General features: G+C 74.3%; 30 protein-coding genes. 21 read left to right on the top strand and 9 right to left on the bottom strand.

Going from position 1 to position 26,832, the window contains the following annotated elements; genetic code table 11:
• Nucleotides 1-26 precede the first annotated feature (26 nt).
• The gene (locus NP075_RS17320; RefSeq protein WP_227565956.1) at nucleotides 27-443 is read right to left on the bottom strand and encodes a CBS domain-containing protein; all 417 of its coding nucleotides are present in this window, start codon (nucleotides 441-443) and stop codon (nucleotides 27-29) included.
• Nucleotides 444-585: 142 nt separating this feature from the next.
• Between NP075_RS17320 and NP075_RS17325 the strand changes: the two genes are divergently transcribed.
• Both NP075_RS17325 and NP075_RS17330 read left to right on the top strand, forming a co-directional pair.
• Complete coding sequence (locus NP075_RS17325) at nucleotides 586-4,233, top strand: TM0106 family RecB-like putative nuclease (RefSeq protein ID WP_227565958.1); 3,648 nt, start codon at nucleotides 586-588, stop codon at nucleotides 4,231-4,233.
• A 66-nt stretch (nucleotides 4,234-4,299) separates the two neighbouring features.
• A complete protein-coding gene (locus tag NP075_RS17330; RefSeq protein WP_227565960.1) occupies nucleotides 4,300-4,887 on the top strand; it encodes a hypothetical protein in 588 nt (195 codons plus the stop codon).
• 18 nt (nucleotides 4,888-4,905) lie between these two features.
• On the opposite strand, the gene NP075_RS17335 is transcribed toward NP075_RS17330, so the two are convergent.
• On the bottom strand, nucleotides 4,906-5,433 hold the full coding sequence (locus NP075_RS17335) for a DUF2510 domain-containing protein (protein WP_227565962.1): 528 nt from the start codon (nucleotides 5,431-5,433) through the stop codon (nucleotides 4,906-4,908).
• On the opposite strand from NP075_RS17335, the gene NP075_RS17340 reads away from it, so the two are divergent.
• Nucleotides 5,417-5,602 (top strand): antitoxin, encoded by a 186-nt coding sequence (locus NP075_RS17340; RefSeq protein ID WP_227565963.1) that lies wholly within the window; start codon nucleotides 5,417-5,419, stop codon nucleotides 5,600-5,602. The genes NP075_RS17335 and NP075_RS17340 overlap by 17 nt on opposite strands.
• Nucleotides 5,603-5,716: 114 nt before the next feature.
• On the opposite strand, the gene NP075_RS17345 is transcribed toward NP075_RS17340, so the two are convergent.
• The 3 genes from NP075_RS17345 to NP075_RS17355 all read right to left on the bottom strand — a co-directional run bounded on the left by NP075_RS17345 (nucleotide 5,717) and on the right by NP075_RS17355 (nucleotide 8,687).
• Nucleotides 5,717-7,180 (bottom strand): MFS transporter, encoded by a 1,464-nt coding sequence (locus NP075_RS17345; RefSeq protein WP_227565964.1) that lies wholly within the window; start codon nucleotides 7,178-7,180, stop codon nucleotides 5,717-5,719.
• Nucleotides 7,181-7,313: 133 nt separating this feature from the next.
• Entirely contained in the window at nucleotides 7,314-7,796 is a 483-nt protein-coding gene (locus NP075_RS17350) for a nitroreductase/quinone reductase family protein (RefSeq protein WP_227565966.1), read from the bottom strand.
• Nucleotides 7,797-7,883: 87 nt separating this feature from the next.
• Nucleotides 7,884-8,687 carry a TetR/AcrR family transcriptional regulator gene (locus tag NP075_RS17355; RefSeq protein WP_227565968.1) on the bottom strand — a complete coding sequence of 268 codons (804 nt, stop codon included), beginning with the start codon at nucleotides 8,685-8,687 and terminating at the stop codon, nucleotides 7,884-7,886.
• A gap of 98 nt (nucleotides 8,688-8,785) precedes the next feature.
• Between NP075_RS17355 and NP075_RS17360 the strand changes: the two genes are divergently transcribed.
• On the top strand, nucleotides 8,786-9,739 hold the full coding sequence (locus NP075_RS17360; RefSeq protein ID WP_227565969.1) for an ABC transporter ATP-binding protein: 954 nt from the start codon (nucleotides 8,786-8,788) through the stop codon (nucleotides 9,737-9,739).
• A complete protein-coding gene (locus NP075_RS17365; RefSeq protein WP_227565970.1) occupies nucleotides 9,736-10,482 on the top strand; it encodes an ABC transporter permease in 747 nt (248 codons plus the stop codon). Before NP075_RS17360 ends, NP075_RS17365 begins: the two co-directional genes overlap by 4 nt.
• Nucleotides 10,483-10,547: 65 nt before the next feature.
• Here the strand turns inward: NP075_RS17365 and NP075_RS17370 are convergent, their stop codons facing one another.
• Together NP075_RS17370 and NP075_RS17375 are read right to left on the bottom strand one after the other, a co-directional pair.
• Nucleotides 10,548-10,721, bottom strand: a complete 174-nt coding sequence (locus tag NP075_RS17370) for a hypothetical protein (RefSeq protein WP_227565971.1) — start codon at nucleotides 10,719-10,721, stop codon at nucleotides 10,548-10,550.
• 89 nt (nucleotides 10,722-10,810) lie between these two features.
• Nucleotides 10,811-12,058 carry an FxLYD domain-containing protein gene (locus tag NP075_RS17375; RefSeq protein ID WP_227565972.1) on the bottom strand — a complete coding sequence of 416 codons (1,248 nt, stop codon included), beginning with the start codon at nucleotides 12,056-12,058 and terminating at the stop codon, nucleotides 10,811-10,813.
• 226 nt (nucleotides 12,059-12,284) lie between these two features.
• Between NP075_RS17375 and NP075_RS17380 the strand changes: the two genes are divergently transcribed.
• The 13 genes from NP075_RS17380 to NP075_RS17440 all read left to right on the top strand — a co-directional run bounded on the left by NP075_RS17380 (nucleotide 12,285) and on the right by NP075_RS17440 (nucleotide 23,641).
• Nucleotides 12,285-13,232 (top strand): ABC transporter ATP-binding protein, encoded by a 948-nt coding sequence (locus NP075_RS17380; RefSeq protein ID WP_227565973.1) that lies wholly within the window; start codon nucleotides 12,285-12,287, stop codon nucleotides 13,230-13,232.
• Complete coding sequence (locus NP075_RS17385; RefSeq protein WP_227565974.1) at nucleotides 13,229-14,083, top strand: ABC transporter permease; 855 nt, start codon at nucleotides 13,229-13,231, stop codon at nucleotides 14,081-14,083. The genes NP075_RS17380 and NP075_RS17385 overlap by 4 nt, the downstream gene beginning before the upstream one ends.
• Before the next feature lie 24 nt (nucleotides 14,084-14,107).
• A complete protein-coding gene (locus NP075_RS17390; protein WP_227565975.1) occupies nucleotides 14,108-15,616 on the top strand; it encodes a sensor histidine kinase in 1,509 nt (502 codons plus the stop codon).
• The gene (locus NP075_RS17395; RefSeq protein ID WP_227565977.1) at nucleotides 15,613-16,287 is read left to right on the top strand and encodes a response regulator; all 675 of its coding nucleotides are present in this window, start codon (nucleotides 15,613-15,615) and stop codon (nucleotides 16,285-16,287) included. Before NP075_RS17390 ends, NP075_RS17395 begins: the two co-directional genes overlap by 4 nt.
• A gap of 106 nt (nucleotides 16,288-16,393) precedes the next feature.
• Nucleotides 16,394-16,963, top strand: coding sequence for a DUF6318 family protein (locus tag NP075_RS17400; protein WP_256791281.1), 570 nt, complete (start codon nucleotides 16,394-16,396; stop codon nucleotides 16,961-16,963).
• The gene (locus NP075_RS17405) at nucleotides 16,963-17,841 is read left to right on the top strand and encodes a PKD domain-containing protein (protein WP_256791282.1); all 879 of its coding nucleotides are present in this window, start codon (nucleotides 16,963-16,965) and stop codon (nucleotides 17,839-17,841) included. Before NP075_RS17400 ends, NP075_RS17405 begins: the two co-directional genes overlap by 1 nt.
• A 317-nt stretch (nucleotides 17,842-18,158) precedes the next feature.
• Nucleotides 18,159-18,446 (top strand): hypothetical protein, encoded by a 288-nt coding sequence (locus NP075_RS17410; protein WP_227563356.1) that lies wholly within the window; start codon nucleotides 18,159-18,161, stop codon nucleotides 18,444-18,446.
• Nucleotides 18,443-19,762: a putative T7SS-secreted protein gene (locus NP075_RS17415; RefSeq protein WP_227563357.1), complete on the top strand. Its 1,320-nt coding sequence runs from the start codon at nucleotides 18,443-18,445 to the stop codon at nucleotides 19,760-19,762. Before NP075_RS17410 ends, NP075_RS17415 begins: the two co-directional genes overlap by 4 nt.
• A 32-nt stretch (nucleotides 19,763-19,794) precedes the next feature.
• A complete protein-coding gene (locus tag NP075_RS17420; RefSeq protein ID WP_227563358.1) occupies nucleotides 19,795-20,385 on the top strand; it encodes a hypothetical protein in 591 nt (196 codons plus the stop codon).
• Complete coding sequence (locus tag NP075_RS17425; protein WP_227563359.1) at nucleotides 20,382-21,005, top strand: hypothetical protein; 624 nt, start codon at nucleotides 20,382-20,384, stop codon at nucleotides 21,003-21,005. Before NP075_RS17420 ends, NP075_RS17425 begins: the two co-directional genes overlap by 4 nt.
• Nucleotides 21,002-21,607, top strand: a complete 606-nt coding sequence (locus NP075_RS17430; RefSeq protein WP_227563360.1) for a hypothetical protein — start codon at nucleotides 21,002-21,004, stop codon at nucleotides 21,605-21,607. Before NP075_RS17425 ends, NP075_RS17430 begins: the two co-directional genes overlap by 4 nt.
• Nucleotides 21,608-21,703: 96 nt before the next feature.
• The gene (locus NP075_RS17435; protein ID WP_227563361.1) at nucleotides 21,704-22,309 is read left to right on the top strand and encodes a hypothetical protein; all 606 of its coding nucleotides are present in this window, start codon (nucleotides 21,704-21,706) and stop codon (nucleotides 22,307-22,309) included.
• 93 nt (nucleotides 22,310-22,402) lie between these two features.
• On the top strand, nucleotides 22,403-23,641 hold the full coding sequence (locus NP075_RS17440; protein WP_227563362.1) for a hypothetical protein: 1,239 nt from the start codon (nucleotides 22,403-22,405) through the stop codon (nucleotides 23,639-23,641).
• A gap of 17 nt (nucleotides 23,642-23,658) precedes the next feature.
• Here the strand turns inward: NP075_RS17440 and NP075_RS17445 are convergent, their stop codons facing one another.
• Complete coding sequence (locus NP075_RS17445) at nucleotides 23,659-23,997, bottom strand: ADP-ribosylglycohydrolase family protein (protein WP_227563363.1); 339 nt, start codon at nucleotides 23,995-23,997, stop codon at nucleotides 23,659-23,661.
• Nucleotides 23,998-24,184: 187 nt separating this feature from the next.
• Here NP075_RS17445 and NP075_RS17450 point away from each other — a divergent pair, with 187 nt between their 5' ends.
• From NP075_RS17450 to NP075_RS17460, 3 genes are all read left to right on the top strand, one after another.
• The gene (locus NP075_RS17450; RefSeq protein WP_227563364.1) at nucleotides 24,185-25,279 is read left to right on the top strand and encodes an HNH endonuclease; all 1,095 of its coding nucleotides are present in this window, start codon (nucleotides 24,185-24,187) and stop codon (nucleotides 25,277-25,279) included.
• Nucleotides 25,280-25,432: 153 nt separating this feature from the next.
• Complete coding sequence (locus tag NP075_RS17455) at nucleotides 25,433-25,867, top strand: helix-turn-helix domain-containing protein (RefSeq protein WP_227563365.1); 435 nt, start codon at nucleotides 25,433-25,435, stop codon at nucleotides 25,865-25,867.
• Between the two features lie 71 nt (nucleotides 25,868-25,938).
• Nucleotides 25,939-26,520 (top strand): PIN domain-containing protein, encoded by a 582-nt coding sequence (locus tag NP075_RS17460; protein WP_227563366.1) that lies wholly within the window; start codon nucleotides 25,939-25,941, stop codon nucleotides 26,518-26,520.
• An 18-nt stretch (nucleotides 26,521-26,538) separates the two neighbouring features.
• Here the strand turns inward: NP075_RS17460 and NP075_RS17465 are convergent, their stop codons facing one another.
• The gene (locus tag NP075_RS17465) at nucleotides 26,539-26,751 is read right to left on the bottom strand and encodes a hypothetical protein (RefSeq protein WP_227563367.1); all 213 of its coding nucleotides are present in this window, start codon (nucleotides 26,749-26,751) and stop codon (nucleotides 26,539-26,541) included.
• Between the last annotated feature and the right edge of the window lie 81 nt (nucleotides 26,752-26,832).

A 26,832-nucleotide genomic window follows, 5' to 3' on the forward strand; every position in this document is an offset into this window, starting at 1 on the left:
GCGGTGGCCGGCGGGCGCGGGCCGGGTCAGTCGTTCGGCGGCGCCTCGGAGATGTCGGCCAGGGCCGAGTCGGGGTCGAGCGCCACGGCGAGGTCCCCGATGCTGAGGATGCCGACGGCCTGGCCCCCCTCGACGACGGGCACGCGCCGGACCGCCTGCTCGCGCATGATCCGCACGACGTCCACGAGGTCGTCGTCGGGGGCGACGGTGAGCGGGTCGCCGGTCGCCAGCTGACCGACCGGCGCGTCCAGGCCGATGCCCGTGGCGAGCCCCCGGACCACGAGGTCGCGGTCGGTGACGATGCCGGTGACGACGCCGTCCTCGGCGACCACGAGCGCGCCGACGTCCTGCGTCGCCATGGTCTCGGCCACCGCGCGCAGCGTGTCGGTGACCTCGACGACGGTGGGGTGGGTGGTCATGAGCTCGGAGACCGTGCGGGCCATGTGTCCTCCTGCTGGTGCTCGGAACGCGGGCCGGGGCCCGCGGCGGCGGGGAGCGCCGCCCGGCGTCCACCGTCGGCCATGGCGCGCCCGCGCGCATCCCGGGAGCCGTCCGGTGTGGGCGGGGCGCCGTAACCTCGCCGGTGTGATCCTGCTCGACGACGCGACCCTCACGTACTCGGCCGGCGACCTGACGTCCGCCGCGCAGTGCGAGTACGCCGTCCTGCGTGCGCTCGACGCGCACCTGGGCCGCGGGCCGGCGGCCGAGCCGGACGCGGACGTGGTGCTCGCACGCGTCGCGCACCTCGGTGACGAGCACGAGCAGCGGGTGCTGCGCGGGCTCGTCCGGCAGTACGGCGTGTGGCACCCGGGCGCGCGCGGCGGGCTCGCGCAGGTGCCGGGCACGGGCGACCCCGCGGTGCGCGCGCACCTGGAGGCGGCGCAGGCCGCGACCACCGACCGGCTCGCCTCGGCGGACGTCGTGCACCAGGCCGCGTTCTTCGACGGGCGCTTCGTCGGCCGCGCGGACTTCCTGGTCCGCGAGGACGACGGCGCGTGGTCGGTCCGCGACGCCAAGCTGGCGCGCAACGCCCAGCCGACGGCGCTGCTGCAGGTCGCCGCGTACGCCGACCAGCTCGTGCGCGCGGGCCTGCCGGTGGCGCGCGAGGTCCAGCTCGTGCTCGGCGACGGTGCGGTGACGCGGCACGCCGTCGCCGACCTCGTCCCGGTGTACCTGGAGCGGCGCGCACGGCTGCAGGAGGTCCTCGACACGCACCGCGCGCAGGACGGCCCCGTCGCGTGGGGCGACGACCGGTGGTCCGCGTGCGGCAGGTGCTCGCTGTGCACGGCCGAGCTCGAGGCGCGGCGCGACGTCACGCTCGTCGCGGGCGTCTACGAGCGCCAGCGCACGGCCCTCCTGGCTGCCGGGATCGGCACGATCGACGCGCTCGCGGCCGCCCCGGACGGCCTGGAGGTCGACGGACTGAGCCCGGCGGTCGTCGAGAAGGCCCAGCTGCAGGCCCGCCTGCAGCTGGCGCAGGAACGCCGCAACCCCGATCCCACGCACCCCACGGACGTCCCCTGGGCCGTGACGCACCCCGAGCGGATCGCCGAGCTGCTGCCGCCGGCGGACCCGGGCGACATCTTCTTCGACTTCGAGGGCGACCCGCTGTGGTACGACGCGGCGATGGCGGGCGAGCCGGACGCGTGGGGCCTGGAGTACCTGTTCGGCGTCGTGGAGAACGCACCCGCACCCGGTGCGGAGGCCCCGTTCGTCGCGTTCTGGGCGCACGACCGCGCGGCCGAGCGCGTCGCGCTGCGGGACTTCCTCGCCTACCTCGCGCGCCGCCGGCAGGAGCACCCCGGCATGCACGTCTACCACTACGCGGCGTACGAGAAGTCGACGCTGCGGCGCCTCGCCGCGCGCCACGGCGAGGGCGAGGCCCAGGTCGACGCGATGCTGCGCGAGGGCCTGCTGGTCGACCTGTACGCCGCCGTGAAGGCGGGCGTGCGCACCGGGCAGCGGTCCTACTCGCTGAAGAAGCTCGAGCCGCTGTACATGGCGACGGGGCGTGGCGACGGCGTGACGAACGCGGCCGACTCGATCGTGGAGTACGCCGAGGCCGTCGCCGCCCGTGACGCGGGCCGCCTCGACGACTGGACCGAGCGCATCAAGTCCATCGAGGTCTACAACCACTACGACTGCGACTCGACGCTCGGCCTGCGCAACTGGCTGCTGGCCCGGCTCGACGAGGTGGGCGTGGCCCCGTGCCGGGCCGTCGTGCTCGACCCGGAGGCGGAGGCCCGCGCCGCGGAGCTCTCGGCGCCGGACCCGGTGGAGGACGACCTGCTCGCCGTCGCGGGGCCCGGGCCCGGCGAGGGCGTCGTGCGCACGCCGGGCCGGCAGGCCGTCGCGCTGGTCGGCGCCGCGCTGCGGTACCACCAGCGGGAGGACAAGCCGTACTGGTGGGGCCACTTCGACCGGCTCGGCGCGCACCCGTCGGACTGGACCGAGCGGCGCAACGTGCTGCTGGCCGACAGGCCGGGGGACGTCGAGGTCGTCACGGACTGGCACCTGCCGCCCGGCAAGCAGGTCGAGCGCCGCGTGCTGCGCATGACGGGCCGCCTGGAGCCGGGCAGCGACCTGCGGCCAGGTGCGCAGGCCGTGGGCCTGTACGACGCGCCGCTGCCGGAGTGCGTCAAGCGGTCGGTCGACGCGCCGCGCGGCTGGTGCGAGCGCATGACGGTGCTGGACGTCACCGCCGAGGCGGACGGGTCCCGCGTGCGCGACGTGCTGCTGGTCGCCGAGACCCGACCGCGCGGGTCGGCGCCGTTCACCGAGCTGCCGATGGCGCTCGCGCCGTCGGGTCCCATCGGCACCGCCCCGCTGCGGGAGGCCATCCGCGGGCTCGCGGAGGACGTGCTCGCCGCGGTGCGCACCCCCGTCCCCGACGACGCCGACGTGGCGCTGCCGCGCACCGCCGTCCTCGACCTGGCGCGCCGCACACCGCCGCGCACCCGCTCCGGCGGCCCGCTGCCGACCGGCGACGACCTGGTCGACGTCCTGACGCGCGCCGTGCTCGACCTCGACGACTCCTACCTCGCCGTGCAGGGCCCGCCCGGGACGGGCAAGACGTACACCGGCGCGCGCGTCATCGCCGCGCTCGTCGTACGCGGGTGGCGCGTGGGGGTCGTCGCGCAGTCGCACGCCGTGGTGGAGAACATGCTGCGCGGCGTCGCGGGTGCGGGCGTCCCGGCCGACGCGATCGCCAAGAAGGCGCCGGGCTCCTCCGACGGCCGCACCGCCGACCCGACGGCCCCGTGGACCTGGGTGCCGGACGCGGGGTTCGGGGCCTTCTGGGCGGCGCACCGCGGCGGTGCCCCGGGGGCCGGCGCCGTGCTCGGCGGCACCGCGTGGGACCTCGTCAGCGCCAAGCGGCTGCCCGCCGCGCCGCTCGACCTCCTCGTCGTGGACGAGGCGGGCCAGTTCGCCCTCGCGAACACGTTCGCCGTCGCCGGCGCAGCCCGCAACCTCCTGCTCCTGGGCGACCCGCAGCAGCTGCCGCAGGTCAGCCAGGGCACGCACCCCGAGCCGGTCGACCGCAGCGCGCTCGGCTGGCTCACGGACGGGCACGACACCCTGCCCGCCGACCTCGGGTACTTCCTGCCCGTGACGTACCGGCTGCACCCGGTCCTGTGCGAGGCGGTCTCCACGCTCGCCTACGAGGGACGCCTGACCGCCGCCCCCTGCGCGGCGGACCGCTCGCTCGACGGCGTGCCGCCCGGCGTGCACGGCGTCCTCGTCGACCACGACGGCAACGCCGTCGCCTCCCCGCAGGAGGCGGACGTCGTCGTACGGCTCGTCGCCGACCTCGTCGGGCGCACGTGGCGCGACCCGCGCGCCCCGCAGCCCGAGCGGGCCCTGGCGCCGCAGGACGTGCTCGTGGTCGCCGCCTACAACGCCCAGGTCTGGACGGTCCGGCAGGCGCTCGACGCGGCCGGGTTCACCGGCACGCGCGTCGGGACGGTCGACAGGTTCCAGGGCCAGGAGGCACCGGTCGTGCTGGTCACGACCGCCGCGTCGTCGCCGGCGCACGTGCCCCGCGGCCTCGACTTCCTGCTCGACCGCAACCGGCTGAACGTCGCGGTGTCCCGCGGGCAGTGGGCGGCCTTCGTCGTCCGCTCCTCGCGGCTCACGCGGACCCTGCCGCACCGCCCCGAGTCGCTCGAACGGCTCGGCGCGTTCGTGGGACTGACCACCCGCTCGGTCGTGGCGCCGCCCGTGGGCACGTAGCGTCGGGCATGGCGCCGGCCCGTGGGCCACCACGGCGCGACGGCACGACGACGAGGCGGAGGAACCATGGGCGTGGACGAGGAGTTCGAGCGCGTACGCAGGTCGCTGCGCACCGAGGAGCAGGCGCTGGCGCAGGAGTTCGAGCGGATCGACGCCGAGGCGCGGGCGGCCGTCGACGCGAGCGTCGAGCACGTGCGCACGGAGCTCGCGACGCAGGCCGACCGCATCCGCGAGGCCATCGCGCAGCAGCGCGACGAGCTCGAGGCCCGCAGCGAGGCGCTCCGGCACGACGTCGAGGACGCGCCGGACGACACCGTCGCCGACGACGTGGACGCCGCGCCGGACGGCGCGACGGAGGACGACCGCGTCGCGCGGGACCTCGACGCCGCGCAGAGCCCGCAGGACGCCGACGCCGACGCGGGCGCCCTCGACCCCGAGGAGCCGGCCGACGTCCCCCCGGCGGGCACGGCCGAGGTCACCGCGGTCGTCGACGGGGAGTACCCGGACGACATCGTCTGGACCGACGAGGAGGACCAGGGCGCACCCGAGCCGACGGCGCACGTCGAGCAGGCCGACGGCACCGACGTCAGCCATGTCACCGCGGGCGGCGAGGGATCCGACGACAGGATCGGCAGGGTCGAGCGCGGCGACTGACGCCGGCGACGGCCGCGGCTAGAGCGTCCCGAAGCGGGACCGTCCCAGGGACGGGCTCGCGCCGCCCGGCCCCCACCAGCCGGGGGTCATCGCGTCCGGCTCCGGCTCGGGGACCATCTCGTCGGACGGCTCGGCGGGCAGCCACACGGTGCCCGACGCCCCTGCCCACGACCCGGTGGCCGCGTGCGCAGCGCCGCCGCCCGCTCGGCGCGTCGCCTCGGGCGTCGCGGACCTCGCCCGCGCCTGCCGCAGGACGGACTCCGGCAGCGGCCGGGTGTGCTCGGTCCAGTCCGTCCCGTCGAACCAACGCTGGACGTCCGGGGTCACCCCGTCGTCGTACCACCCCGGCGGGGGTCCCTCTGGTGTCGTCACGTCCCTGCTGATCGGCACGTTCACCCATCTGCGTGAGGGTCGCGGCGCATGACGTGGCACACGCTGCCGGCGGCGGGTCGCCGTCCGCGGCGGGCGGACGCACACTGTGTCCGGGCGCCGGTCCGTCGGCGCCCGGCGGAGCGGACGGAGGGGACCGATGGGTCTCGACGACATGGTGAAGAAGGCCAAGGGCGCGCTGGCCGGGCGCGAGGAGCAGGCGAAGGACGCGCTGGACAAGGCGGCCGACGCGGTCAAGACGCGCACGGACCCGGCGACGGACGCGAAGGTCGACCGCATCGTCGACGCCGCGAAGGACCAGCTCGACAAGCAGAAGCGCCGCTGACCCCTACCTCCCCCAGCCGCCGAGCGCGGCACACGGCCGCCGAGCGCGGTACTCGTTTCCCCCGCGCTCGATGGTCGAGTACCGCGCTCGCGGCGGACGCGTCAGGCGGACGCGTCAGGTGAGCGTCTCGCCCGTGCGCTCCGGGAGCGCCAGGGCACCCAGGGCCGCCACGACGAAGACCGCGGCGAACACCGTGAACAGCAGCCCCGTGCCGCCCGCCTCGCGCAGCTGCGGCACGGCGAGCGGCGCGAGCACGGACGCCGTGCGCCCGATGCCGGCGGCCCACCCCGCGCCCGTGGTCCGCACGCGCGTCGGGTACAGCTCGGGCGTCACGGCGTACAGCGCGCCCCACGCCCCGAGGTTGAAGAACGACAGCAGCAGCCCGGCACCGACGATCTGCGCGTCGCCCGACGCGGCCGCGAACAGGCCCGCCGCGAGCGCCGACCCGGCGAGGAACGCGGCCAGGGTGCGTCGCCGGCCCCACGTCTCGACGAGCACGGCCGCCGCGGCGTACCCCGGCAGCTGGCCGAGCGTGATGATCAGCGTGTACTCGAACGACCGGACGAGCGTGTGCCCGTCGGCCGCCAGCAGCGACGGCAGCCAGATGAACGCGCCGTAGTACGAGAAGTTCACGGCGAACCACACGAGCCACAGGGCAGCCGTGCGTCGGCGCAGCGTCGGCGCCCACAGCTCGGCCAGTCGCGGGCGGCCACCCGCGGCCGGGGCGTCGGCCGCGGTCTCGACGGCGGGCGCGACCGCGGCGTCGGCGCCGGTCTCGACGGCGGTTGCGGCCACCGGGCCGCCCGCCCCCGCCCCGTCGCTCCGGCCGCCGTCACGCACCTGCGCGCCGGTCAGTCCGCCGTGGCCGACGGCCCGTGACGCCTCGAGCTCGGCCACGACACGGTCGGCCTCGGCGTGCCGGCCGCGCGCCTGCAGGAAGCGCACCGACTCCGGCAGCCCACGGCGCACCACGACGGCGTACACGGCGGGCAGCGCACCGAGCGCGAGCGCCCACCGCCACCCGTTCTCCCCGGACGGCACGACGAGGTACCCCACGAGCGCGGCGAGGATCCAGCCGACGGCCCAGAACGACTCGAGGACCACGACCGCGCGGCCGCGGATCCGCGGCGGCGCGAACTCGCTGACCAGCGTGGACGCGACCGGCAGCTCGGCCCCGAGCCCCAGCCCCACGACGAACCGCAGCACCATGAGCACCGCGACGCTGCCCGCGAGCGCCGACGCACCGGTCGCGACGCCGTACACGAGCAGCGTCAGCGCGAAGACCTGGCGCCGGCCGATGCGGTCCGCCAGCAACCCGCCGAGCGCCGCCCCCACGGCCATGCCGACGAACCCCGCGGACGCCACCCACCCCAGGGCCGTCGCGTCGGTGCCCCACACGACGGCGAGCTGCGCGATGACGAACGAGATGAGCCCGACGTCCATCGCGTCGAACGTCCAGCCGACGCCGGACCCCAGGAGCAGCCGGACGTGGCGGCGGGTGACCGGCAGGCCGTCGAGGCGCGTGGCCGGGTCACCGGCACGCACGGGCGGAGCGAGGGGGACGTCGGGTCCGGACAACGAGGGCCTCCTGGGGTGCCGCCGGGGCGATCGGGCGCGGTCGGTCGGGCCACGCGGCGGCGTCGTCGGCACCGCTGCGCATCGTCGCCCACACGTCGCCGCGACGCCAGGCGGCACGCCCCGACGACCCGCCCTACGGTGTCGCGGGCAGGACCCGGAAGACGGGGTGGTCGGCGGCGACGGCCTCGAACGCGGCGACGGGCTCAGCCCGGTCGACGCGCACGTGCGGCCGCGCCCCGGGCGCCACCTGCACCAGCCGACGGATCATGGGCGCCCGCTCCTCGACGGGTACCTCGACGAGCCGCACCGGCCGCGCCCGGCCGTGCCGCAGCACGGCGTGCCCGTCGGCGGCCCGCACGTTCCAGACCCACGCGCACTCCCCCAGCATCGACACCAGGTACCAGTGCCCGTCGACGTCGGCCATGCCGAGCGGGAACCGCGTGAGGTTGCCGGTGCGTCGGCCGGGGACCTCGAGGGTCACCCAGCGCCGGGGCGTCAGCCACGTCCCGTGCAGCGCGGCGTAGAAGCGGGCGGCGAGGCGCGCGAACGCGTCCCCGCGTCCACCCGCGTAGTGCCGCCGCAGGCGCGTCGCCTGCCACTGTGCGAACCGACCCATCGTGGCCCCCTGCCCGTGTCGCCGACGGGCCGATCCTGGCGTGCGGGAGCGGTGGAGGCCAGGGCCGGGGGTCCCGGTCCGCGTCGGTCAGGCGAGGAGCCTGGCGATCAGGCGCGCCCCGGACGCCGTGGTGATGTGCTCGTCGCCGAGCAGCCGGGCGCCGAGCGGGGCGAAGTTGACGACGGCGACGACGCCGAGAGCCGCGTCGCGGTCGTCCTGCGTGGTGCCGGGGTCCGACGCGCGACCGTCACGTGCGTCGCGGGCGCGACGCAGGCCGGCGACGTGCTCGACGAGTGCCTCGAACGCGCGGGCGTAGACCGCCGCCAGCTCGGCGGACTCCCCCGGGTGGCGCAGCGCGTAGGCGAGGAACTCGACGGCGAGCAGCAGCCGGGGGTCGTCGGCGCTGCGGGTGAGCGCGTCCGTCAGGGCAGCGACGTCGACCCCGTCGGCGCCCACCCCCGGCAGCACCGGGCCCGACGGCTCCTGTGCATCGGCGAGCCGGTCGCGCGCCACCGCGAGGAACAGCTCCCGCTTCGAGCCGAAGTGCGAGTACACGGCGCCCTTGGTGTAGCCGGCCTCGGCCGCGACGTCGTCGACGGACGCGCCCTCGAAGCCGCGGGCGGCGAAGACCCGCGCCGCCGCGTCGAGCAGGTCGGCACGGGTGCGGTCCACCTTGCGGCGGCGACGCTGCTCGGTGTCGTCGGACGATCCGGCGAGCGACTCGGAGGCGTCGGCGATCCCGCGTGCGGCCTCGCGCAGGCCGTGCGCGATGGCCTCGCTGACCTCGGGGACGGCGTTGCGGGCCTGCGCGCCGAGCGCACGGCTGAGCTGCGCGGCGGCGTCGGCGAGCGCGCGGCTCGCCGCGCCGAGGGGATCGCGGTCGTCGGGCATGCCTCCAGGATACGCGCCGATATACCGAACGGTTGATACCAGGCGGTATTTAGCCGTACTGTCGCGGATGTACTCATCGGTATCTGGTTGGAGGCGACATGGGACCGGCAGAGGTGCTCACCGTGCGCGGGCTGCGCAAGCGGTACCGCGGACGGCGCGGCGTGCAGGCGAACGACGGCATCGACCTCGACGTCGCGGCCGGCCAGGTCGTGGGCCTGCTCGGCCACAACGGCGCGGGCAAGACGACGCTCGTGCACCAGGTGGTCGGCCTCGTCCGGCCCGACGCGGGCACGATCACCGTGACGGGCGTCGACGCCGTCGCGCACCCCGACCAGGCCCGACGTCTCGTATCGATCCAGGCCCAGGCCAACGTCCCCATCAGCGGCCTGACACCCCGCCGGGCCGTCGAGCTCGTCGGGCGCATCCGCGGCGCCGCGCCGGCCGACGTCCGCCGCCGCGCCGGGGACCTCCTCGACGCGCTCGACCTCGGCCCGTGGGCCGACACCCCGGCCGAGAAGGTGTCCGGCGGCGTCGCCCGCCTCACCGCGTTCGCCATGACCGCGGTGCACCCGGGGCGCCTCGTGGTCCTCGACGAGCCGACCAACGACGTCGACCCCGTGCGCCGGCGCCTGCTGTGGCAGCAGATCCGCGGCCTGGCGGACGCCGGTCACGGTGTCCTGCTGGTCACCCACAACGTGCGCGAGGCCGAACGCGTCGTCGACCACCTCGCAGTGCTCGACAAGGGCGTCGTCATTGCCGCCGACACCCCCGCCGGCCTGACCTCCCGCCTGCGCGGGAGCCTGACGATCGAGGTCGACACGGCGCCCGGCGAGGCCGTGCGCTGGCACCCCGCTGCGACGGGTGCGGCCGGCGGGCACCTGCGCGCCACCGCGACCGTCCCGGCCGACGCGGCCTCCGACGTCGTGCGGTGGGCGCAGGGCGAGGTCGACTCGGGGCGGCTCGAGCGCTACGCGCTGGCCCCGGCGTCCCTCGAGGACGTGTACGTGCAGCTCGTCGGTGCGGGACAGGAGCAGGAGGTGCGGGTCGCATGACCGCGATCGCCGAAGGTGCGCAGCAGACCCTGCTGCTCGCGCAGTGGCAGCTGCGCCGGCAGGCGCAGTTCCTGCCGCTCATGGTCGTCGTCCAGGTGTTCATGGCGGTCGCGACAGTCGTCGGGTACGGGTTGCTCGTCGGCGACCCGGACCCCGTCGTCGCGCTGTACCTGGCCACCGGCGCACCCACCGTCACGCTCATCACCATCGGGCTCGTCATGGTGCCGCAGATGGTGGGGCAGTCACGGATCGAGGGGTCGCTCGACTGGATGCGGACGCTGCCCGTGCCGCGCGTCGGGTTCCTGCTGTCCGACCTGCTGGTGTGGACCCTCATCGCGCTCCCGGGCATGGCGCTGGGGATCGTGGCGGGCATCCTGCGGTTCGACGTCGACCTGTCGGTCGCCCCCTGGTTCGCGCCCGCGACCGTGCTGGTGTCGCTGACGGCCGCCGCCGTCGGCTACGCGATGGCCACGCTGCTGCCGCCGCAGCTCGCGATGCTGCTGACGCAGGCGCTGGTGTTCATCGTCATGCTGTTCTCGCCGGTGTCCTACCCGTCCGAGCGCATGCCCGCGTGGCTGCAGTCGGCGCACGAGTGGCTGCCGATCGAGCCGATGGCGCAGCTGATGCGCGCCGGGCTCGCGCAGGACGTGTTCGCGATGCCGGCACGCTCGCTCGTCGTGCTGCTCGCGTGGGCGGTGGCCGCGCTCGTCGGGGCGGCGCTCGCGCTGCGGCGCCGCGCCTGAGCCCGTCCCGGGACGACGAGACGGTGGCGCCCTCAGGGGGCGCCACCGTCGTCGTGCCGGACGTGTCAGGCGAAGCCGCCGCTGGCCCGGTTGCCCGGGATCGGCAGGATCGTGCCCTGCTCGGCCGGCTGCGCGTCCTCGTCCTCACCCGGTGCCGGCTTGGCCCGCGGGGCCGTGGCGTCGACCGGGTCGGGGACCTCGTCGGGCGTCGGGGTGACGGTGTCGTCGGGGACGGACATCGGTGACCTCCCTCACATCGGTGGGCACCGATGGTGCCACGCCGCGCGACGGCTGTCGCGCGGTGCGCCCCGTCGCACGGGCGCGCCCGTCACAGCTGCGCGAAGACCTCGAACGTCGTGCCCTCGGGCAGCGGGTCGAGGAACATGGCCTCGAACCGCGCCTGGCCGCCGGCCGGCAGCCGGTCGACGTACGTGCTGTCGGACCCGACGATCTGCCCGGCCGCGTCACGGACCACGACCTCGATCCGCACGCTGGTGAGCTCCTCGGCGAACGTGCCCGAGAGCGTGCCGCCGACCGTCGTCGACCACTCGTCGCTCGTCCCCGCCACGTCCGTGACCGTGAACGCGCCCAGGTCGGGCTCGTGCTCCGCCTCGGCGATGTCGGGGCCGCGGACCTCGAGGTGGTCGATCGTGTGGGTGCCGACCTTGGTGAACATGCCCGTCAGGGCGGTGCGCCCCGGCAGCACGTCCACGTAGTTCGAGCCCGTGTCGAGGATCAGGCCGTCGGCTCCGACCGCCTCGATGTCGAACCCGGCGAAGCGCAGGGCGTGCTCGGGGTTCGGGTTCTCGACGATGATCACGTACCACCACGTCGAGGGGTCGTACGAGCTCTGCCCGAACGCGGCCTCGACGACCCCGAGGTCGGCGACGGCGGACCCACCGGCAGCGGGGGCGTCCTGCTCGTCGTCGGCGACGGCGGGCTCGTCCGTCTGCGTCTCGAGCTGCGCCGCGCTCTCCTCGAGGCCGCCCACGACCTCGTCGATCACGAGGCTGTAGGCGATGCCCGTGAGCACGACGACCAGCAGCGACACGACCGAGACGGCGACCGCCGCGATGGCCATGCCCTTGCCCGGCCGGCCGTGGCGCACGGCGCCGACCAGCCCGATGATGCCGAGCACGAGGCCGACGACCGCGAGGAACGCGGCGAAGTAGTTGACGAACGGCACCCAGCTCAGCAGCAGGGCGACGATCGAGACGACGAGGGCCGCGATGACGAGGCCCTTCTTCTGGCCCGCCTGGGCGCCACCCGGGCCGGGGCCGTACGCGGCGTGCGGCGGGAGCGTCGGGACCGACGGGTGACCGCCGTACTGCTGGGGAGCGGGCGCGCCGGGCGCGGGCGCGCCGAAGGGGGACGCCGCCGGAGAGCCGAAGGCCGGCGCCGCGGGGGCGGCGTGCGGCTCCTGGGCGGAGGGCTGCGGGGCGGACGTGCCGTGCGGCGCCGAGCCCGGGGCGGGAGCCACCAGGTCCGGTGCGGGCGGCGCGGGTGCCGGCGGAGGGCCGGCCGGGCCCGTCTGGCCCGGGGGTGGCGGAACCATCCCGGAGTCGTTCGTGCTCATGCTGGTGGTCACCTCTGCATGTCGTCGGAGCGGCTGGACCAGAGGCCCATCGGCCACCCGACCGGCCCGCATGAGCCCTCTGACCAGGGACGAAGGTCACACCCCCTGCGGTGGCCGAAGTCATCCTCACGGCGTATGCCGACGGCCCCGGCAGATGGTCCTCACGGGCGTCCCGGTGCCGCGGGCCCCTCCGTAGGTTCGAGTCACACCCGAACGAGGAGGACGCATGATCCAGGCCGATGGTCTGACCAAGCGGTACGGCGACAAGACGGTCGTCGATGCCATGACGTTCACGGTCCAGCCCGGCAAGGTCACCGGCTTCCTGGGGCCGAACGGCGCGGGCAAGTCCACGACCATGCGCATGATCGTGGGGCTCGACCACCCCAGCTCGGGCCGTGTCATCGTCAACGGCAGGCCGTACGCGCAGCACCGCGCGCCGCTGGGAGAGGTCGGCGTGCTGCTCGACGCCAAGGCCGTGCACGGCGGGCGTCCCGCCCGGGAGCACCTGCTGGCGCAGGCCCTGACGCACGGCATCGGCCGACGGCGTGTCGACGAGGTCATCGAGCTGACGGGCCTGGGCCCCGTCGCCCGCAAGCGTGCGGGGCAGTTCTCCCTCGGCATGGGGCAGCGCCTCGGCATCGCGGCGGCCCTGCTGGGCGACCCGCAGACGCTCATCCTCGACGAACCCGTCAACGGCCTGGACCCCGAGGGGGTCCTGTGGGTGCGCACCCTGCTGCGTGGCCTGGCCGCCGAGGGGCGCACCGTCTTCCTGTCGTCGCACCTCATGTCGGAGATGGCACTGACGGCGGACCACCTGATCGTCATCGGGCGCGGCAGGGTCGTCGCCGACGCACCCGTCGCGGACGTCGTGGCCCTGGCCGGTCCGCCGCTGGTGCGGGTCCGCACGCCGGACGTGCGACGCCTCGCCGCGCTGCTGGCCACCGCACCCGGCGTCGAGCTGACGTCGACCGGCCCGGACCTGCTGGACATCAGCGGTGCCACCGCCCCCCAGGTCGCCGCCGCGGCCGCGAGCGCGGGTGTCGTGCTGCACGAGCTCGCGCCCGTCCAGGCGTCCCTCGAGGACGCGTACCTGCAGCTCACCGGCGACGACGTGGAGTACCGCTCCACGACCGCCGGCCCCCGCACCCGGAACACGGCAGGAGCACCCCGATGAGCACCACGTCCTTCTCTCCCACCCCCGCCGCCCGCACACGTCCCCGGACGCCGCTGCAGCCGGTGACGTTCCCCCGGCTCGTCGCCTCCGAGTGGGTGAAGCTGCGCTCGCTGCGCTCGACGTGGTGGGCGCTCGCCCTCGCGCTCGCGTTCTTCCCCCTGCTCGCCGCGATGCGGTCCTCGAGCATCGCGACGATCGCGGACCAGGCGCCCCCCGGCTCCTTCGTCGGGCCCGCGTACGTGACCTCCGGGGTCACCCTCGCGCTGCTCGTCCTGTGCGGTCTGGCGGTCGTCGCGGTCACCGGGGAGTACCGCACCGGCCAGATCCGCTCCACGCTCGTCGCCGCACCGACGCGGCTGCCGGCGCTGTGGGCGAAGCTGACCGTCGTCGTCGGCGTCGTCCTCGCGACGTCGACCGTCGGCGTGCTCACCGGGTGGGCCGCGGCCGCGCCGTGGTTCGACGAGATCGGCATGACCGTCGACCTCACCGACGCCGAGCACGTGCGCCTCATGCTCGGCGTGCCCCTGTACCTGGCTGCCATGGCGGCCCTCGCGTTCGGCATCGGCTCGATCATCCGCAGCGCGGCCGCCGGCATCACGTCGGTGCTGGGGCTCGTGTTCGTCGTCGAGCCCGCGTTCGCGTACATCCCGTTCGAGCCGCTGCAGCAGTTCGCCGCGTACCTGCCGACGGCAGCGGGCGCACGGCTGGTCACGTCCGACTCCCTCGGGTCGATCGTCACGGGCTCGGGTGTCACGACCCTGACCCCGTGGGGCGGGTACGGGGTGCTGCTCGTGTGGGTCGCCGTGACGCTCACCGTCGCAGCGGTGCTGCTGCGCCGTCGGGACGCCTGACCCGTGACCTGGGAGGATGCGCAGATGAGCGACACGACGCACGACGGGCGGGCCACCGTGCCCGCCCGTCGCGGGCGCCTGGTCACGCGGCTCGCCGACCGCTTCGTGCACCGCATCGCACCCGCGCGCGCGTGGCTGCGGGTGCTGGGCACGATCGCGCTGGTCGGGGTGTTCCTGACGTGGGGTGTCGTCTTCGCCGTGGGCGCCGAGTCGATGTACGTGCTCAGCCGGTACGTCGGGCAGCAGCAGGCCGACGCGATGGCTGTCGGCTCGGTGCTCCTGACGTTCGTCGGTGCGGCCGTCCTGCTCGCGCGGCACCGCCGTCCGGTGCTCGTCGCGGGCCTGACCGGGGCGCTCGCGATCGTGACGCTCGTCGTCGCCGGGGCCGCCAACGGGTACGAGCTCGCGATCGCGGCCACGCTGTTCGCCGTCGCCGTCGCGCGGACCCCCCGCACGACGTGGGCCGTCGCCACCGCCGTCGTCGTCCCCGTCCTCGTCGCCGCACGCGTCGCACCGCGCGTCGCGCTCGTCGGGGCCCTCGCGGCGGGCGACGGCCCCGACGAGACGGACCCCGTCAGCCGCTTCCACCTGCCCGGCCTGCTGGGCGAGGCGCTGCCGCCGTCATGGGTCGTCACCGTCCTGCCCGTCGTGGTGCTCGCGCTGCTCGGCATCGCGTTCGGCACGCTCGTGCGCACCGCCCGGCTGCGGACCGCCGCGCTCGCCGAGGCCGCCGCCGCGCGCGCCGCCGAGGAGGAGCAGCGGGCCCGCGTCACCGACGCCACCGAGCGCGCCCGCGTCGCCCGGGAGATGCACGACGTCATCGCGCACTCCATCACCGTGATGGTCGCGCTGGGCGGGGGCGCCGCCGCGGCGCTCGACCGGTCACCCGACCAGGCGCGCCGCGCGCTCGACGAGCTCGTCGACACCGGACGGGGGGCGCTGGAGGACGTGCGGCGGATCCTGGGGGTGCTGCACGCGGGGCCTGACGCGGGCCGGGACGGGCGTCAGGACGCGGCGCAGGGCCCTGCGGCTGAGGACGCGTCGGGCGAGGACGCGTCGTCGGGCGCCGTGCCGATGGCCCCGCAGCCCGGCGTCGAGGACCTCGCGCGCCTCGTCGACCGCTTCCGCACCGCGGGCCTGCCGGTGCGCACCACGGGCCTGGCCGTCGCGGGGCTCGACGCGCTCGACGCGACCCTGCAGCTCGCGGTCTACCGCATCGTGCAGGAGTCCCTGACGAACACGCTGCGGCACGCGCCCGGCACCGCCGGCGTCGAGGTGGCCGTGCGGCGGCGCGACGACGCGGTCGAGGTCGTCGTCACCGACCACGGCCCGGGCACCGAGGTCGCTCCCTCCCCCGGGTCCGGGCGGGGCGTCGTCGGGATGACGGGGCGGGCCGCCGCGTTCGGCGGGACCCTCGAGGCCGGGCCGCACGGGCCCGGCTGGCGCGTGCGGGCGGTGCTGCCGCAGCCCGCCGACGTCATGGCAGGCACCGCGGCGCACGCCGCTGCACCGACGACCGAAGGAGAGGCATGACCCGCGTCCTGCTGGTCGACGACCAGGCGCTCATCCGCATGGGCTTCCGCATGCTCATCGAGAGCGCCGACGACCTCGAGGTCGTCGGCGAGGCCCAGGACGGGCAGTCCGCGATCGAGCAGGCCGCCGCGCTGCGTCCCGACGTGGTGCTGATGGACGTGCGCATGCCCGGCGTCAACGGCATCGACGCCACCGCGCGCATCGTCGAGGCGCAGCCCGACGTGCGCGTCCTGGTGCTCACGACCTTCGACCTCGACGAGTACGCGTTCGCGGCGCTGCGCGCCGGGGCCAGCGGGTTCCTGCTGAAGGACGCGGCGCCCGCCGAGCTGGCCGCCGCCGTGCGGACCGTCGCGTCCGGCGAGGCGGTGGTGTCCGCGCGGATCACGCGGCGCATGCTCGAGCTGTTCGCCGAGCACCTGCCGGCGGCCGGCGAGGCCGTCGATCCCGGGGCCCCGCACCCCCGCCTCGCCGCGCTCACCCCGCGCGAGGTGGAGGTGCTGCGCGAGGTCGCCGAAGGGCTGTCGAACGCGGAGATCGCCGACCGGCTTTTCCTGTCCGAGGCGACCGTGAAGACGCATGTCGGGCGGATCCTCGCCAAGCTCGGGGTGCGGGACCGCGTGCAGGCCGTGGTGGTGGCGTACGAGACAGGGCTGGTGCGGGTGGGGGGGTGACCGGGTCGTCCACAGGGTGGCTGTGAGCTGCTCCACGGATGGGACGAACCGGTAGGTTCCCGGCATGCGCGTACGCACTCAAAGCAGGTGGTCCGCGGCTGCAGCGGTGGTGCTGATCGGGATGCTCGCTGCCGGGTGCACCGGCGGGTCCGATCCCGCCGAGGCGGGGGCGACGAAGTCGAACGCCGCGACCGGCGCGTCGTCGTCTCCGACTCCCTCGGCGTCGACGACGACACTAGACGCGATCGTGGCGCCATCACCGCCCAGTGACGCAGCTTCACCCACCGCGGGCAGTGCGCAGGACACCGCGACGTACTTCCTCCAGCTCTACCCGTACGTCTACTGGACCGGCGACCTCGCCGAGTGGGACAGGCTCGCCGCGCCGACGTGCATCTACTGCTCCAAGACGCGCGACGATGTCTCTCGTCTGACCGATGCCGGGCACCGCGTCACGGGCGGTGCCATCGAGATCACCGACGCACAGAGCGACGAGGTCGAGGCCGGCGCGCTCTTCTCGGTGTTCGTCCACTTCAGCGAAGCCCCGTCACAAGAGCTGGACGGATCCGGAGCGGCGGTCGCGGCATCGGAAGGCGGCCGGTTCACCGGCCTGGTCGCGATGCGGTGGACCGGCGCGGACTGGTCCGTCGACGCGGTCGACGTCAGCAGCATCTCGTGATGCGCGGCACGGTTGCTCTCGTGATCGGCGTCGTCGTCATGGCGCCGCAGGCGTCGGCGGCACCCCCGGAGCGGGGGAACAAGGCCCGCGTCAGTGACGACACTCAGGCATTCGAAGCCCTGTCGTGGCTCCGGGAACGCGACGTCCAGCGCGTGCGCGCACTTCCGCCTGAGGAGCGACTCGTCGAGTACGAGCGCGCCCCGTACTGCCGCGAGGCCGCGGCGACATGGGTCATGGGCTTCGCCGACGGCACCTGCGCCACCGGCGCGGACCTGGCCCAGGCGCCCGTGCAGTGCGAGGAGGGTGACACCGTCGTCATGCCGATGTGGCGACGCGAACGCGCGACCCCCGCCTCCGCCTGGAGCGAGTGGACCAACATCGACCCCGGCGGTTGCGGCGTCGACCTGCTCCCCGTGCTGACCGAGGCGGACTTCCGCCGCCTGCCCCTGCCCGCCCCGACCCTGACCATGCAACCGGACCGCGGGTGGGTCCTGATCAACATCGAGACCATCACCTACACCGACCCCGCACCCATCACCCTGCGCACCGACCTGCTCGGCTACGGCATCACCGTCGAAGCCACCCCCACCCGCTGGACCTACGACTACGGCGACGGCCACACCCTGACCACCACCTCCCCCGGCCACACCTACCCCGACCACGACGTCTTCCACGAGTACGAACAACCCGGCACCTCCGCCATCACCCTCACCGCCGAATGGACCGGCCGCTACCAGATCGACGGCAACCCCACCTGGCGCGACATCAACGGCACCGCCACCACCACCGCCACCACCAACCCCTTCACCATCGAAGAACGCACCAGCCGCCTCGTCTCCGACCTCTGCACCGACAAGCCCAAGCCACCGGACTGCTGAGACCCGGCCGCCGCCGGCCACGGCACCCACGTGCGCCCCGGCTCACCCGCGTCCTTGGGAGGGATGGGCTCGCCAGCGCGTTATCCATCCATAGGCGCTGATCGGTGGATAGCGGGCCGGCAGGCGGGCATGGCAGCGCCCGTGAGCGTCGTCACCACGGGACGAGACTGCTGACGCGCCTTGCCACGGGCGGCGCCGGATCTCCGTGCGCACGCGGCTACCCCACGTCGCGCTGATCGCCGAGCACCAGCCGCGGCACCTCGGACCTGTGGACGACGCCCCCGCGCGTCCGGATTCTTCCGATACGTTCCCCGGCCATGGGGCACCTGCGGCTGAGCACCGACGAGCTGATCGCCGTCGGCACCGACCTGCGCACCGTGGCGCGCGAGTTCGAGGACGCCAACGCGACCAGCGACGGCGTCGCCGAGGCCGTCGGGCACCCGGGCCTGGCCGCCAAGGTCCGGGACTTCGCACACGGTTGGGACGGCCACCGTGCCGAGATGCTCGAGGAGATCGCCCGCCTCGCCGACGCGTGCACCGGCATCGGCGACAACTTCGAGCGCATCGACACGGAGTTCGCCGCAGCACTGCGCGGTGACGTGTGAGCAGGCCGTACTCCTGGTACCCATTGGCATCCAGCGACCCCGTCCCCGGCGACCCGGCGGTCGTCCGCTCCGTTGGCGACCACTACCGCCAGGTCGCCACCGCCATCGGCGACGCCGAGCGGGTCCTGCGCGCATTGGTCGACGCCCAGGACGCAGTCTCCGAAGCGGTCGACGCGATCCGCGACCGCACCCACGCCGTCGCCGACCGCATCCGCCGGGCGCACGCCAGGTATGACGCCGCGGGCGACGCCCTGGTGCGGTACTCGATCCAGCTCGACCTCGCCCAGACCCAGTCCCTCGACGCCCTGCACACCGCCCGGTCCGCACAGCACTCCCTGGACCTCGCCGAGGACGCCGTCCGCCGCTCGCGGACCCTGCTCGAGGACGCCACCGACCTCGGCGAGGACACCACGACCCAGCAGCGCGCCCTGACCACCGCCCGCACGGAACGCTCCGACGCCGAGATCGACCTCACGCGCGCCCGGCTCGCCCTCGACGAAGCCGTCGAACGCCGTGACGCCGCCGCCGCGCGTGCCATGGACGAGCTCGACACCGGCATGGACGACACCCTCCACGACGGGTGGTGGGAGGACTGGGGTGCGGACGTCGCGCAGACCGTGTCGACGTGGGCGGGGAACATCAGCGCCGGCCTCGGCGTCGCCTCGCTGCTGCTCGGCTGGGTACCCGTCGTCGGCCAGGTCATCATGGCGGCGGCCGTGGTCGCGGGCACCGTGACGCTCGTCGCGGACCTCGCGCTGGCCCTGAAGAGCGGCGACGGAGAGGACTGGTTCAACGTCGCCATGGGGGTGGTGGGGCTCGCGTCGTTCGGGGCGGGGCGGGTTCTCGCCCGGGCGGTGGACGCGTTCGACGCGTCAGCGCGCGCCGCGACGTCGCAGGCGGCGCAATCAGCAGTCAGCCGAGCCTTCAGAGTTCTCTCACGTGAACCGGCATCCGCTCCGCTCGCGGAAACCTCGGTGCACACTCTCGCCGCCGGCAACATCGCCAGTCGAATCAGTACGGCGTGGGCACAGGTCAGGTCGGCCCGTGGCATGGACCGGGTGCTCGCGCTGGCGGGACACGGCGACCTCGTCGCGCAGAACAACGTTCTCCGATCGCAGCTGTGGGATGCGTTCCCGTTCCGGCCGGTCGCTTTCCTGACGCTCGTCGGGCCCACCGTGCGCGGAACGGTCCTCGAAGGAGGCGCGACCGTGCTCTACGTCGGGGACGCGTCGATGGCACTGACTGCGACGAGCCGAGCTGCCGTCGACCGGGCCTCCTCACCTCCGCCCGCGCCCGCTGACGGGCTCGACCTATGACGCCTGATCGACACCTGCAGGGAGCGCCGGACATGGAACCACGCAGGATCTCGACCGTTGCCTGGGGACTCCCAGAGGACTGGATCCACTGGACTCACGGCGACCTCGCACAGGCGGCAGCCAATGCGGCTGCGCTCGGAGATGACACCTCGACGACCGAAGCCGTGGTGGCGGCCGTGCGAGCCTTCGACTCCGCCATCGACAAGGAATTCCCCGGCACGACCTTCGCCGGCATCTGGGCGCCAGTCCCCGGGTACCGAAGGCCGTTGGCAACAGCGACGCTCCGCATCGCCTACGCCCCGGAGTCGGGCCGGATGGACCTCGAGACCCTCCTGACCTTCGTTCGAAACGAGGTGGGTCGCTCCCGGGGCACGCGTCTGCTCGATGTTGCGGCTCTTCCGTCCCGAGTCCTCGCCGGAGAGGCGGTGCTGCGCATCGTCGACACCACTCCGAGATTCCGGCGGCAGGTCAACCGGGAGTGGACCTGGTTCATCCTCCCGCCAGGCACCGACCGAACGGTCGCCTGCCACATCTCGTCAGACTCGATCGCCCACTTCGACCAGCTCGCCGACATGTCGACGGACATCGCGAACGCCGTCGAGGTCACCTTGGAGTCGCCATGAGCGGGATCGGCGACGGGACAGTCACCGTCCTCCTCCCCGACGACTGGGCCGTCCTCGACCTCGAGGACGACGCAGCGCGCACCGCCTGCGTCGAGGAGCTGGTCGCGCGCCGGCTGGGCGGGGTGCCGGACCTCGCGCCGTTGCAGGCCGCCATGCGGCAGGAGCTGCTGTGGAGCACCGAACGGGCCGCCCGCGCGGGCGGTGTGCTCATGGCGCTGGCCGCGGGCACCGGCGGCGCCCCGCCCGTCCCCGCGTCGCTCACGGTGTATCGGGTGCCGGGAAGCCTCGGCGCCCGGGGGCGTGCCGCCATGACCAGCGTGCTCGCGAGCGACGAACCCGGGCACACGCTCGACCTCGGTGAGGGGCCGGCCGGGACCGTTCTCCGGCGGGTGCGGCCGCCGACCGGTGCGTCGTCCGGCCTCACGGGTGACCGCGAGGTCCCCGCCCTCGTCGCCGACTACTGGGTCGAGCCGACGCCCGGCGCCCAGCTCGTCTACCTCGTCTTCTCCAGCCCGCTCGTCGACCTGCGCGACGAGCTCCTCGGACTGTTCGACACCGTCGTGTCGTCGGTCCGCGTGCTCGAGCCCGCCACGCCCCGCACCGCCCAGGAGGACATGTGAACCGGCAGTCGACCAGCCGCACCCTGCAGATCGTGGGCGTGCTCGTCCTCGTGGCCCTGTCGTGGCGCCGGGCCGTGTCGTCCGAGGGGTCGTGGTGGCCCTCGGCGCTCGTCGCCGTCGTGCTCGTCGCCGCCATCGCGGCGGGGGTGTGGTGGTGGTCCCGACGCGACGACGGGAAGCGGCGACGCACCGTCGCCGCACGGCCCGGGTGGCACACGCACGCAGTGTGGGCGGAGGAGACGCTCGGGGCGTCGCTCGCACAGCTGGGTGCGCCGGACCGCAAGGTGCGAGGCGGCACGCGGCTGACGTTCGCGTGGTCGGCGTCGGGCGTCGAGCTGTGGCGCGGCGAGGCCGTGCTGTTGAGCCTGCCGTGGGCGCAGGTGTGGACGATCACCCCGACCACCGGGCGTGCGGCGTCGACCGGCAACCCAGCCGTCGAGCTGGTCACGCCCGAGCCGGTGCGGCTCGTCGTGGTACCGACGCGGCGACCCGACGGCGGCATGCTGCCCGCGAGCGCCGCGCAGGTCGCGGGGCTGGTCGCGTTGCTGCGTGAGGCTCGGCAGGCGGCGCAGGACGGGACACCCACCCCGACGAGCGGGTGAACTGCCGAGGACGCGGGCTTCCACCTTCCCGGGCGGACGGGCCTCGTCGTATCGTCGGCCCCGTCCTGGCCACGCCGCACGATCCCTGGAGAGACCGTGACCTGGCAGTCCGCGCGTGCCGCCCTGACGACGGTCGGTGTGCTCACCCTGGTCGTCCTCGCCGGGTACTGGATCGCGAAGTCCCCGGAGCCCGTGTGGTCGCTGCTCGCGCTCGTCGTCGTCGTCGGGGGCCCCGTCGGGTGGTTCTGGTGGAAGGCGCGCCGTGACGACCGCGCGCGGCGCGAGGCCGCGTCGGCACGGCCCGGGCGGCGCACGCACGCGGTGTGGGCGGACGAGCACCTGGCGTCGGCCCTCGCGGACCTCGGCGTGACGGCCGGCAGGATGCCGGGCGGCACGCGGCTCACGCTCGCGTGGTCGCCGTCCGGCGTCGAGCTGTGGCGAGGTCGCGTCGCGCTGACGACACTGCCGTGGACGCAGGTGGCGACGATCGGCCGGACCATCGGACGTGCGGCGTCGGCGGGCAACCCCGCCGTCGCGCTCGTGACGACCGGGGCGGTGCGGCTCGTGCTCGTCCCCGCACGACGCCCCGACGGCGGCATGCTGCCGGCGCGCGTCGCGCAGGTCGACGCCCTGGCCATCGAGCTGGAGGAGTCACGGAACACCGCCGCGGACGCCTCACGGATACCGCCGGAGCTGGTGTGAGGCGCGGCGGGCACGACCGGCGATCCCGCCGGGCCGGGCGATCGACATCCCTCCCGCTGCCCGCCCGCGCTGCCGATCTGTGACCCTATGAGCATGCCCAGCGACGACCTGCCCCGCTCCCCCACGGGACGCGTCCCGCAGTGGGTCGCCGACCAGGCGGCGGGGCAGGCGGCTGACCCGCAGGGATGGCGAGGGTACGAGACCGAACCTCCCCCGCCGCCGCGGCGCCGGCGCAGCCTGCTGAGCCGGCTGGGCGTGGTCGCGGTCGTCGCCGCGCTCGGGTGGTGGGTGAGCACCGCGGTGCTGCCGGGGCTGCTGCGCGAGGTCGACGCGCCGGTGCTGGACGGCATCATCGCCGGACGCGTCCCCGACCCTACGCCCGAGGTCGCCGCGCTGGCCGCCGAGATGTTCCTCACCGACGAGGGCCGGGACCTGCTGTACATGTCCGAGCCGGAGCTGCTGGGCGCCGCGGAGTTCGCCGGCAGGTGCGACCGGGGCGACGGCGCCGTCGGCCAGACGGGCGGAGCCGTCGGCTGCTACCACAGCACCGCCGGTGGGCTGGAGACCGGCGGGCGCATCGTCATCTACCAACCGGCGGATCCGCGGCTGCACGGGTTCGTCGTCGAGACGGCCGCGCACGAGCTGCTGCACGCCGCGTGGAACGAGCTCACCCCGGACGAGCGGACCGCCGCCGGTCCCCTGCTCGAGGCCGTCGTCGCGGGCATCGACCCCGCCGACGACCTGCACACCCAGCTTGCCGGCTCGGTGGGGACGTACCCGGAGAACCGGCCGACGGAGCTGTTCGCGTACCTCGGCAGCCAGGTGTGGCAGCCGGGCGGGTTCGACCCGGCGCTCGAGGCGATGTACGCCCGGTTCATCGCGGACCGCGAGGCGCTGGTGGCCGTCCACACCGCGTTCGAGCAGCAGATCGACACCATGTCGGCGGAGGTCACCGCCGCGCACGAGGCGCTCAACCAACGGCGTTACGACCAGCAGCTGGCGACCGCCCAGTTCGAGGCCGACACGGCGGCCCTCGCGCAGTACCGCACGACGATCGAGGAGGAGGAGGCCCGCCTCGCCGGGCTGTCCGCCTCCGAGCGCGCCCGCTCGCTGCTCTCGTGGACCTGGCGCGACGGCACCCCGCTGCCGGAGGCGCCGGCTGCCGAGCTGATCGCCGACGCACGCGCCCTGCTCGCCCGGGACGAGGCGGAGCTCGCGGCCCGGTCCGCCGCGCTGCAGGTGAGCGCCGGGGAGGTCGCGGCGGAGGAGGCGCGGGTCGCGGCGCTGCGGACGGAGCTCGAGGCGTTGTTCGCGCAGCTGAACCCGGGGTGAGGGGTGGCGCGGCTGCCTCAGCGCGCCTGAGCGTCGACCGCCCGCACGACGAGCTCCGCGAGCGCGTCGAGCAGGGCGCTGGTCTGCGCGCCGACGTCTGTCGCGGTCTCCGCCCAGCCGGCCCATGCGGCGACGATGCGGTCGAGCGACGCCAGGTCCTCCAGCGAGCCGCCGTCCGCGAGCACCTGCGCGATCGGGACGGCCATCGACGTGTCGTCGGTCCACTCCCCCGGCTCCCATCCGAACGCCCAACCGCCGGCCATGTGGACGGGCTGGCCGTCGGTCAGCGGGGGGCCGAACTCGTAGCCGGCGCCGAGGGCGTCGCCCACGGCGGAGCCGAGGGGGGCGACGGTCATGGGTATCTCCTAACTCACGGCGGATCATCGCGCCGGGTATCACCGCAGACCGCGCTCGGCAGCCGGAGGCACGGATGCCGCCGCAGGCGGATGAAGATCCTCGGTGGTCATTGCTTGTGCAGGATGAACCTGATGAGCTCCACGTCGTGAGTCTTGCTGTGCAGCTGCGCCCGGGGGGCACGGTCCAGTGCTAGCCGACCTCCTCGACCACATCCTCGATGAGTACGACGCGAGGAGCACCCCGACCCTCGGCGACCACGTGGTGGTTGCGCGCGGTCGCCGGTACGACGCCGACGCACTCGAAGCGGCTTTGGAGGCCGCGACGTCAGCCAGCGAGCGCCCCTTCCGCACGAGCACTCGTCGTCCGCTGCTCGAGGCAGCGGGGTTCCGCGTGCTCTCCCTTCGCGCATGGTCGACGGGCGACGAGCTGGTGTGGCGCATGAGCGTCTGGGACGAGGTCCAGAAGCACGACGGGCTTGTGCCGCCCCAGTGGCTACGCGCCCGTGGGGTGTACGGCGGCGGTCAGGGCATCTACGTCGACAAGGCGCGCACCCGGATCCTCGCGCCCACCGGACTTGCCGTCAGCGTCCTGTCGACAGGTCGGCACTACTCCGACCAGTCCGGCGTCGAGCGGATGATCTACAGCTTCCCGATGACCCGCCGCGCCGCAGGACGCGACCGCGCAGAGATCAACGCCGTAACGGCACTACTCGCGGCGCCGATGCCGCTGTTCGTCATTGAGAACGTTGGGACGCTCCGTCGGGTCCGCCTCGCCTGGGTGACGGCCTCCGACGACCCCGCTCAGAGCTTTCTCTTCGAGTTTGCCCCGCAGCCACCTCCGCCACTCGTGGTCGAGCCGGATCCCCAACGACCGTTCGCTCGCCACACCCAACGGCGCCGCACGACCGTGACGACGAACAAAGCCGAGCGGGATGCCCACTTCACCTACCGCGTTCTCCACCGCTACGAGGCGCGCTGCGCGATCAGCGGAGTGCCCGTGAAGGAAGTGCTCGACGCGGCGCACGTCATCCCGGTGGCAGACGGTGGCCCCGATGACGAGCGCAACGGGATCCTCCTGACAGCGACCCTGCACCGTGCATTCGACGCAGGACTGTGGGCGCTCAACCCGGCGAACGGAACGATCGAGCTCGACCCCCGCTTGCAACCCGCTGACCTTCGGCTGACGACGCTCCGGCTCCGCCCGGGAGCGCCGTACCCGCACGTCGAGGCGATGGCGTGGCGGTACTCCAAGTTCCGGCACCGGGAGCCAGCCCAGGTGTAGGTGCCGAGAGCCGGAACGAGGGCTCTCTCCACATCACACGTCTAGACGTTGCGGTTACATCTGAAAGCGGCTTACAGTTACGACTGTCACGCTGCGTGACGGGGAGCCGGCGGAGTTGGCACGCCGCAGAGCCCCACTGCCGAGGGAGACATCATGGCGACGCCTGTTGCCGCACGACGCGACCTGCTCATCGACGACCACGACTCCAAGCTCGCCGAGAACGTCCTGGAGTCCCTCGAGGGCCCGGAGGGCTTCCTCTCGGTCGCACGGACCGACGCAGCAGCCGAGCCGCTTCCACGCGACCTCGGCGTCCTCCTCCAGGAGGTGCTGCGCGCGGTCGCATCCGGTTCCACAGTGACGGTCACGACCACGCCGCAAGAAGTGACGACGTCCACCGCGGCCGCGATGCTCGGAATCTCCCGACCCACGCTCATGAAGATGGTCAAGGACGGAACGATCCCCGCGCACAAGGTCGGGACCCACACCCGCCTCCGGACCGAGGACGTGCTGACGGCGAAGCGTGCGCGGCGCGAACGCGAGCGTGCCGCGTTTGCTGCGCTGCTCGAGCTCGAAGACGACGAGGATTGACGGCGCGAGGTGCCGCCCGACACGGGCCGCACCTCGCGCTCGTCGTGGGCGTCGATCGCTAGTGTCCGGGCATGCAGGGGACCGGACCGTACAGCGCCTTCGTCGACGCCAACGTGTGGTTCTCACGGACGCTGCGCGACTGGCTCGGCATGCTCTACACGGTTCCCGAGTCTCCTCCGTTCGTCGCCCACTGGACCGAGGACGTGCTGGCGGAGCTGATCTACCACCTGCGCAAGAAGAACCCGAGCTGGCCGGGCGATCGCATCACGGGCATCCGCGACCAGCTCGCGGGCACGTTCGAAGCGGGTCGAGTCGAGCGGTTCGACGTCGATGCGACGTACCGCGGGCGCGACGCCGGCGACGCGCACGTCCACGCTGCCGCGATGGCGTGCCGCGCGGACGTGCTCATCACGTGCAACGGCGCCGACTTCACATGGGACGAGAACACCTCGCCCTACGAGGTCATGCACCCGGACGACTTCCTCGTCCTCGTCGACGACTCATCGCCCGAGCTCGTCGCGACTGTCGTCAGTCAGATGTGCGCCTACTGGGTCAGGCGCCGCGGCGAAGCCGACCTGACGGCATCGCTGCGTTCGGCGGACTGCCCACAGTTCGCCGATCGGGTGCTGGCGCACCTGCACCGGCAGATGTGACGGAGGAAGCCCGCCCCCTCAGTCGACGAGGCCGGGTTCGACCACCTCGACATGGCCAAGGTCGTCCACGACGTACACGGTGACGCGCAGGGCTCGCCGCGTCGCCTCCGGGACTCGTAGCGCCGCAGCACGCGCCTCGACAGGAACGACGACGCCATAGACAACGCCGTCCGCCCCCACATCGGCGCGCCGTAGCAGCTGGCCGTAGAGGGTGTCGACGTCGAGGCCCACGGCCTGTCGCACGACCGACGGGACGCTGCCATCCGCGAGAGGACTTCACCCCTTTCTCACCCCACAGATCGTCCCCGTCAC

The sequence above is a fragment of the Cellulomonas wangsupingiae genome (assembly GCF_024508275.1).
GTDB classification, from domain to species: domain Bacteria; phylum Actinomycetota; class Actinomycetes; order Actinomycetales; family Cellulomonadaceae; genus Cellulomonas; species Cellulomonas wangsupingiae.

Coding starts and splice junctions, on each gene's coding strand:
- NP075_RS17320 (WP_227565956.1), bottom strand. CDS start 443: ATGGCCCGCACGGTCTCCGAGCTCATGACCACCCACCCCACCGTCGTC.
- NP075_RS17330 (WP_227565960.1), top strand. CDS start 4,300: ATGGGCGTGGACGAGGAGTTCGAGCGCGTACGCAGGTCGCTGCGCACC.
- NP075_RS17340 (WP_227565963.1), top strand. CDS start 5,417: ATGGGTCTCGACGACATGGTGAAGAAGGCCAAGGGCGCGCTGGCCGGG.
- NP075_RS17335 (WP_227565962.1), bottom strand. CDS start 5,433: ATGTCGTCGAGACCCATCGGTCCCCTCCGTCCGCTCCGCCGGGCGCCG.
- NP075_RS17350 (WP_227565966.1), bottom strand. CDS start 7,796: ATGGGTCGGTTCGCACAGTGGCAGGCGACGCGCCTGCGGCGGCACTAC.
- NP075_RS17355 (WP_227565968.1), bottom strand. CDS start 8,687: ATGCCCGACGACCGCGATCCCCTCGGCGCGGCGAGCCGCGCGCTCGCC.
- NP075_RS17360 (WP_227565969.1), top strand. CDS start 8,786: ATGGGACCGGCAGAGGTGCTCACCGTGCGCGGGCTGCGCAAGCGGTAC.
- NP075_RS17365 (WP_227565970.1), top strand. CDS start 9,736: ATGACCGCGATCGCCGAAGGTGCGCAGCAGACCCTGCTGCTCGCGCAG.
- NP075_RS17370 (WP_227565971.1), bottom strand. CDS start 10,721: ATGTCCGTCCCCGACGACACCGTCACCCCGACGCCCGACGAGGTCCCC.
- NP075_RS17375 (WP_227565972.1), bottom strand. CDS start 12,058: ATGAGCACGAACGACTCCGGGATGGTTCCGCCACCCCCGGGCCAGACG.
- NP075_RS17380 (WP_227565973.1), top strand. CDS start 12,285: ATGATCCAGGCCGATGGTCTGACCAAGCGGTACGGCGACAAGACGGTC.
- NP075_RS17385 (WP_227565974.1), top strand. CDS start 13,229: ATGAGCACCACGTCCTTCTCTCCCACCCCCGCCGCCCGCACACGTCCC.
- NP075_RS17390 (WP_227565975.1), top strand. CDS start 14,108: ATGAGCGACACGACGCACGACGGGCGGGCCACCGTGCCCGCCCGTCGC.
- NP075_RS17395 (WP_227565977.1), top strand. CDS start 15,613: ATGACCCGCGTCCTGCTGGTCGACGACCAGGCGCTCATCCGCATGGGC.
- NP075_RS17405 (WP_256791282.1), top strand. CDS start 16,963: ATGCGCGGCACGGTTGCTCTCGTGATCGGCGTCGTCGTCATGGCGCCG.
- NP075_RS17410 (WP_227563356.1), top strand. CDS start 18,159: ATGGGGCACCTGCGGCTGAGCACCGACGAGCTGATCGCCGTCGGCACC.
- NP075_RS17420 (WP_227563358.1), top strand. CDS start 19,795: ATGGAACCACGCAGGATCTCGACCGTTGCCTGGGGACTCCCAGAGGAC.
- NP075_RS17425 (WP_227563359.1), top strand. CDS start 20,382: ATGAGCGGGATCGGCGACGGGACAGTCACCGTCCTCCTCCCCGACGAC.
- NP075_RS17440 (WP_227563362.1), top strand. CDS start 22,403: ATGCCCAGCGACGACCTGCCCCGCTCCCCCACGGGACGCGTCCCGCAG.
- NP075_RS17445 (WP_227563363.1), bottom strand. CDS start 23,997: ATGACCGTCGCCCCCCTCGGCTCCGCCGTGGGCGACGCCCTCGGCGCC.
- NP075_RS17455 (WP_227563365.1), top strand. CDS start 25,433: ATGGCGACGCCTGTTGCCGCACGACGCGACCTGCTCATCGACGACCAC.
- NP075_RS17460 (WP_227563366.1), top strand. CDS start 25,939: ATGCAGGGGACCGGACCGTACAGCGCCTTCGTCGACGCCAACGTGTGG.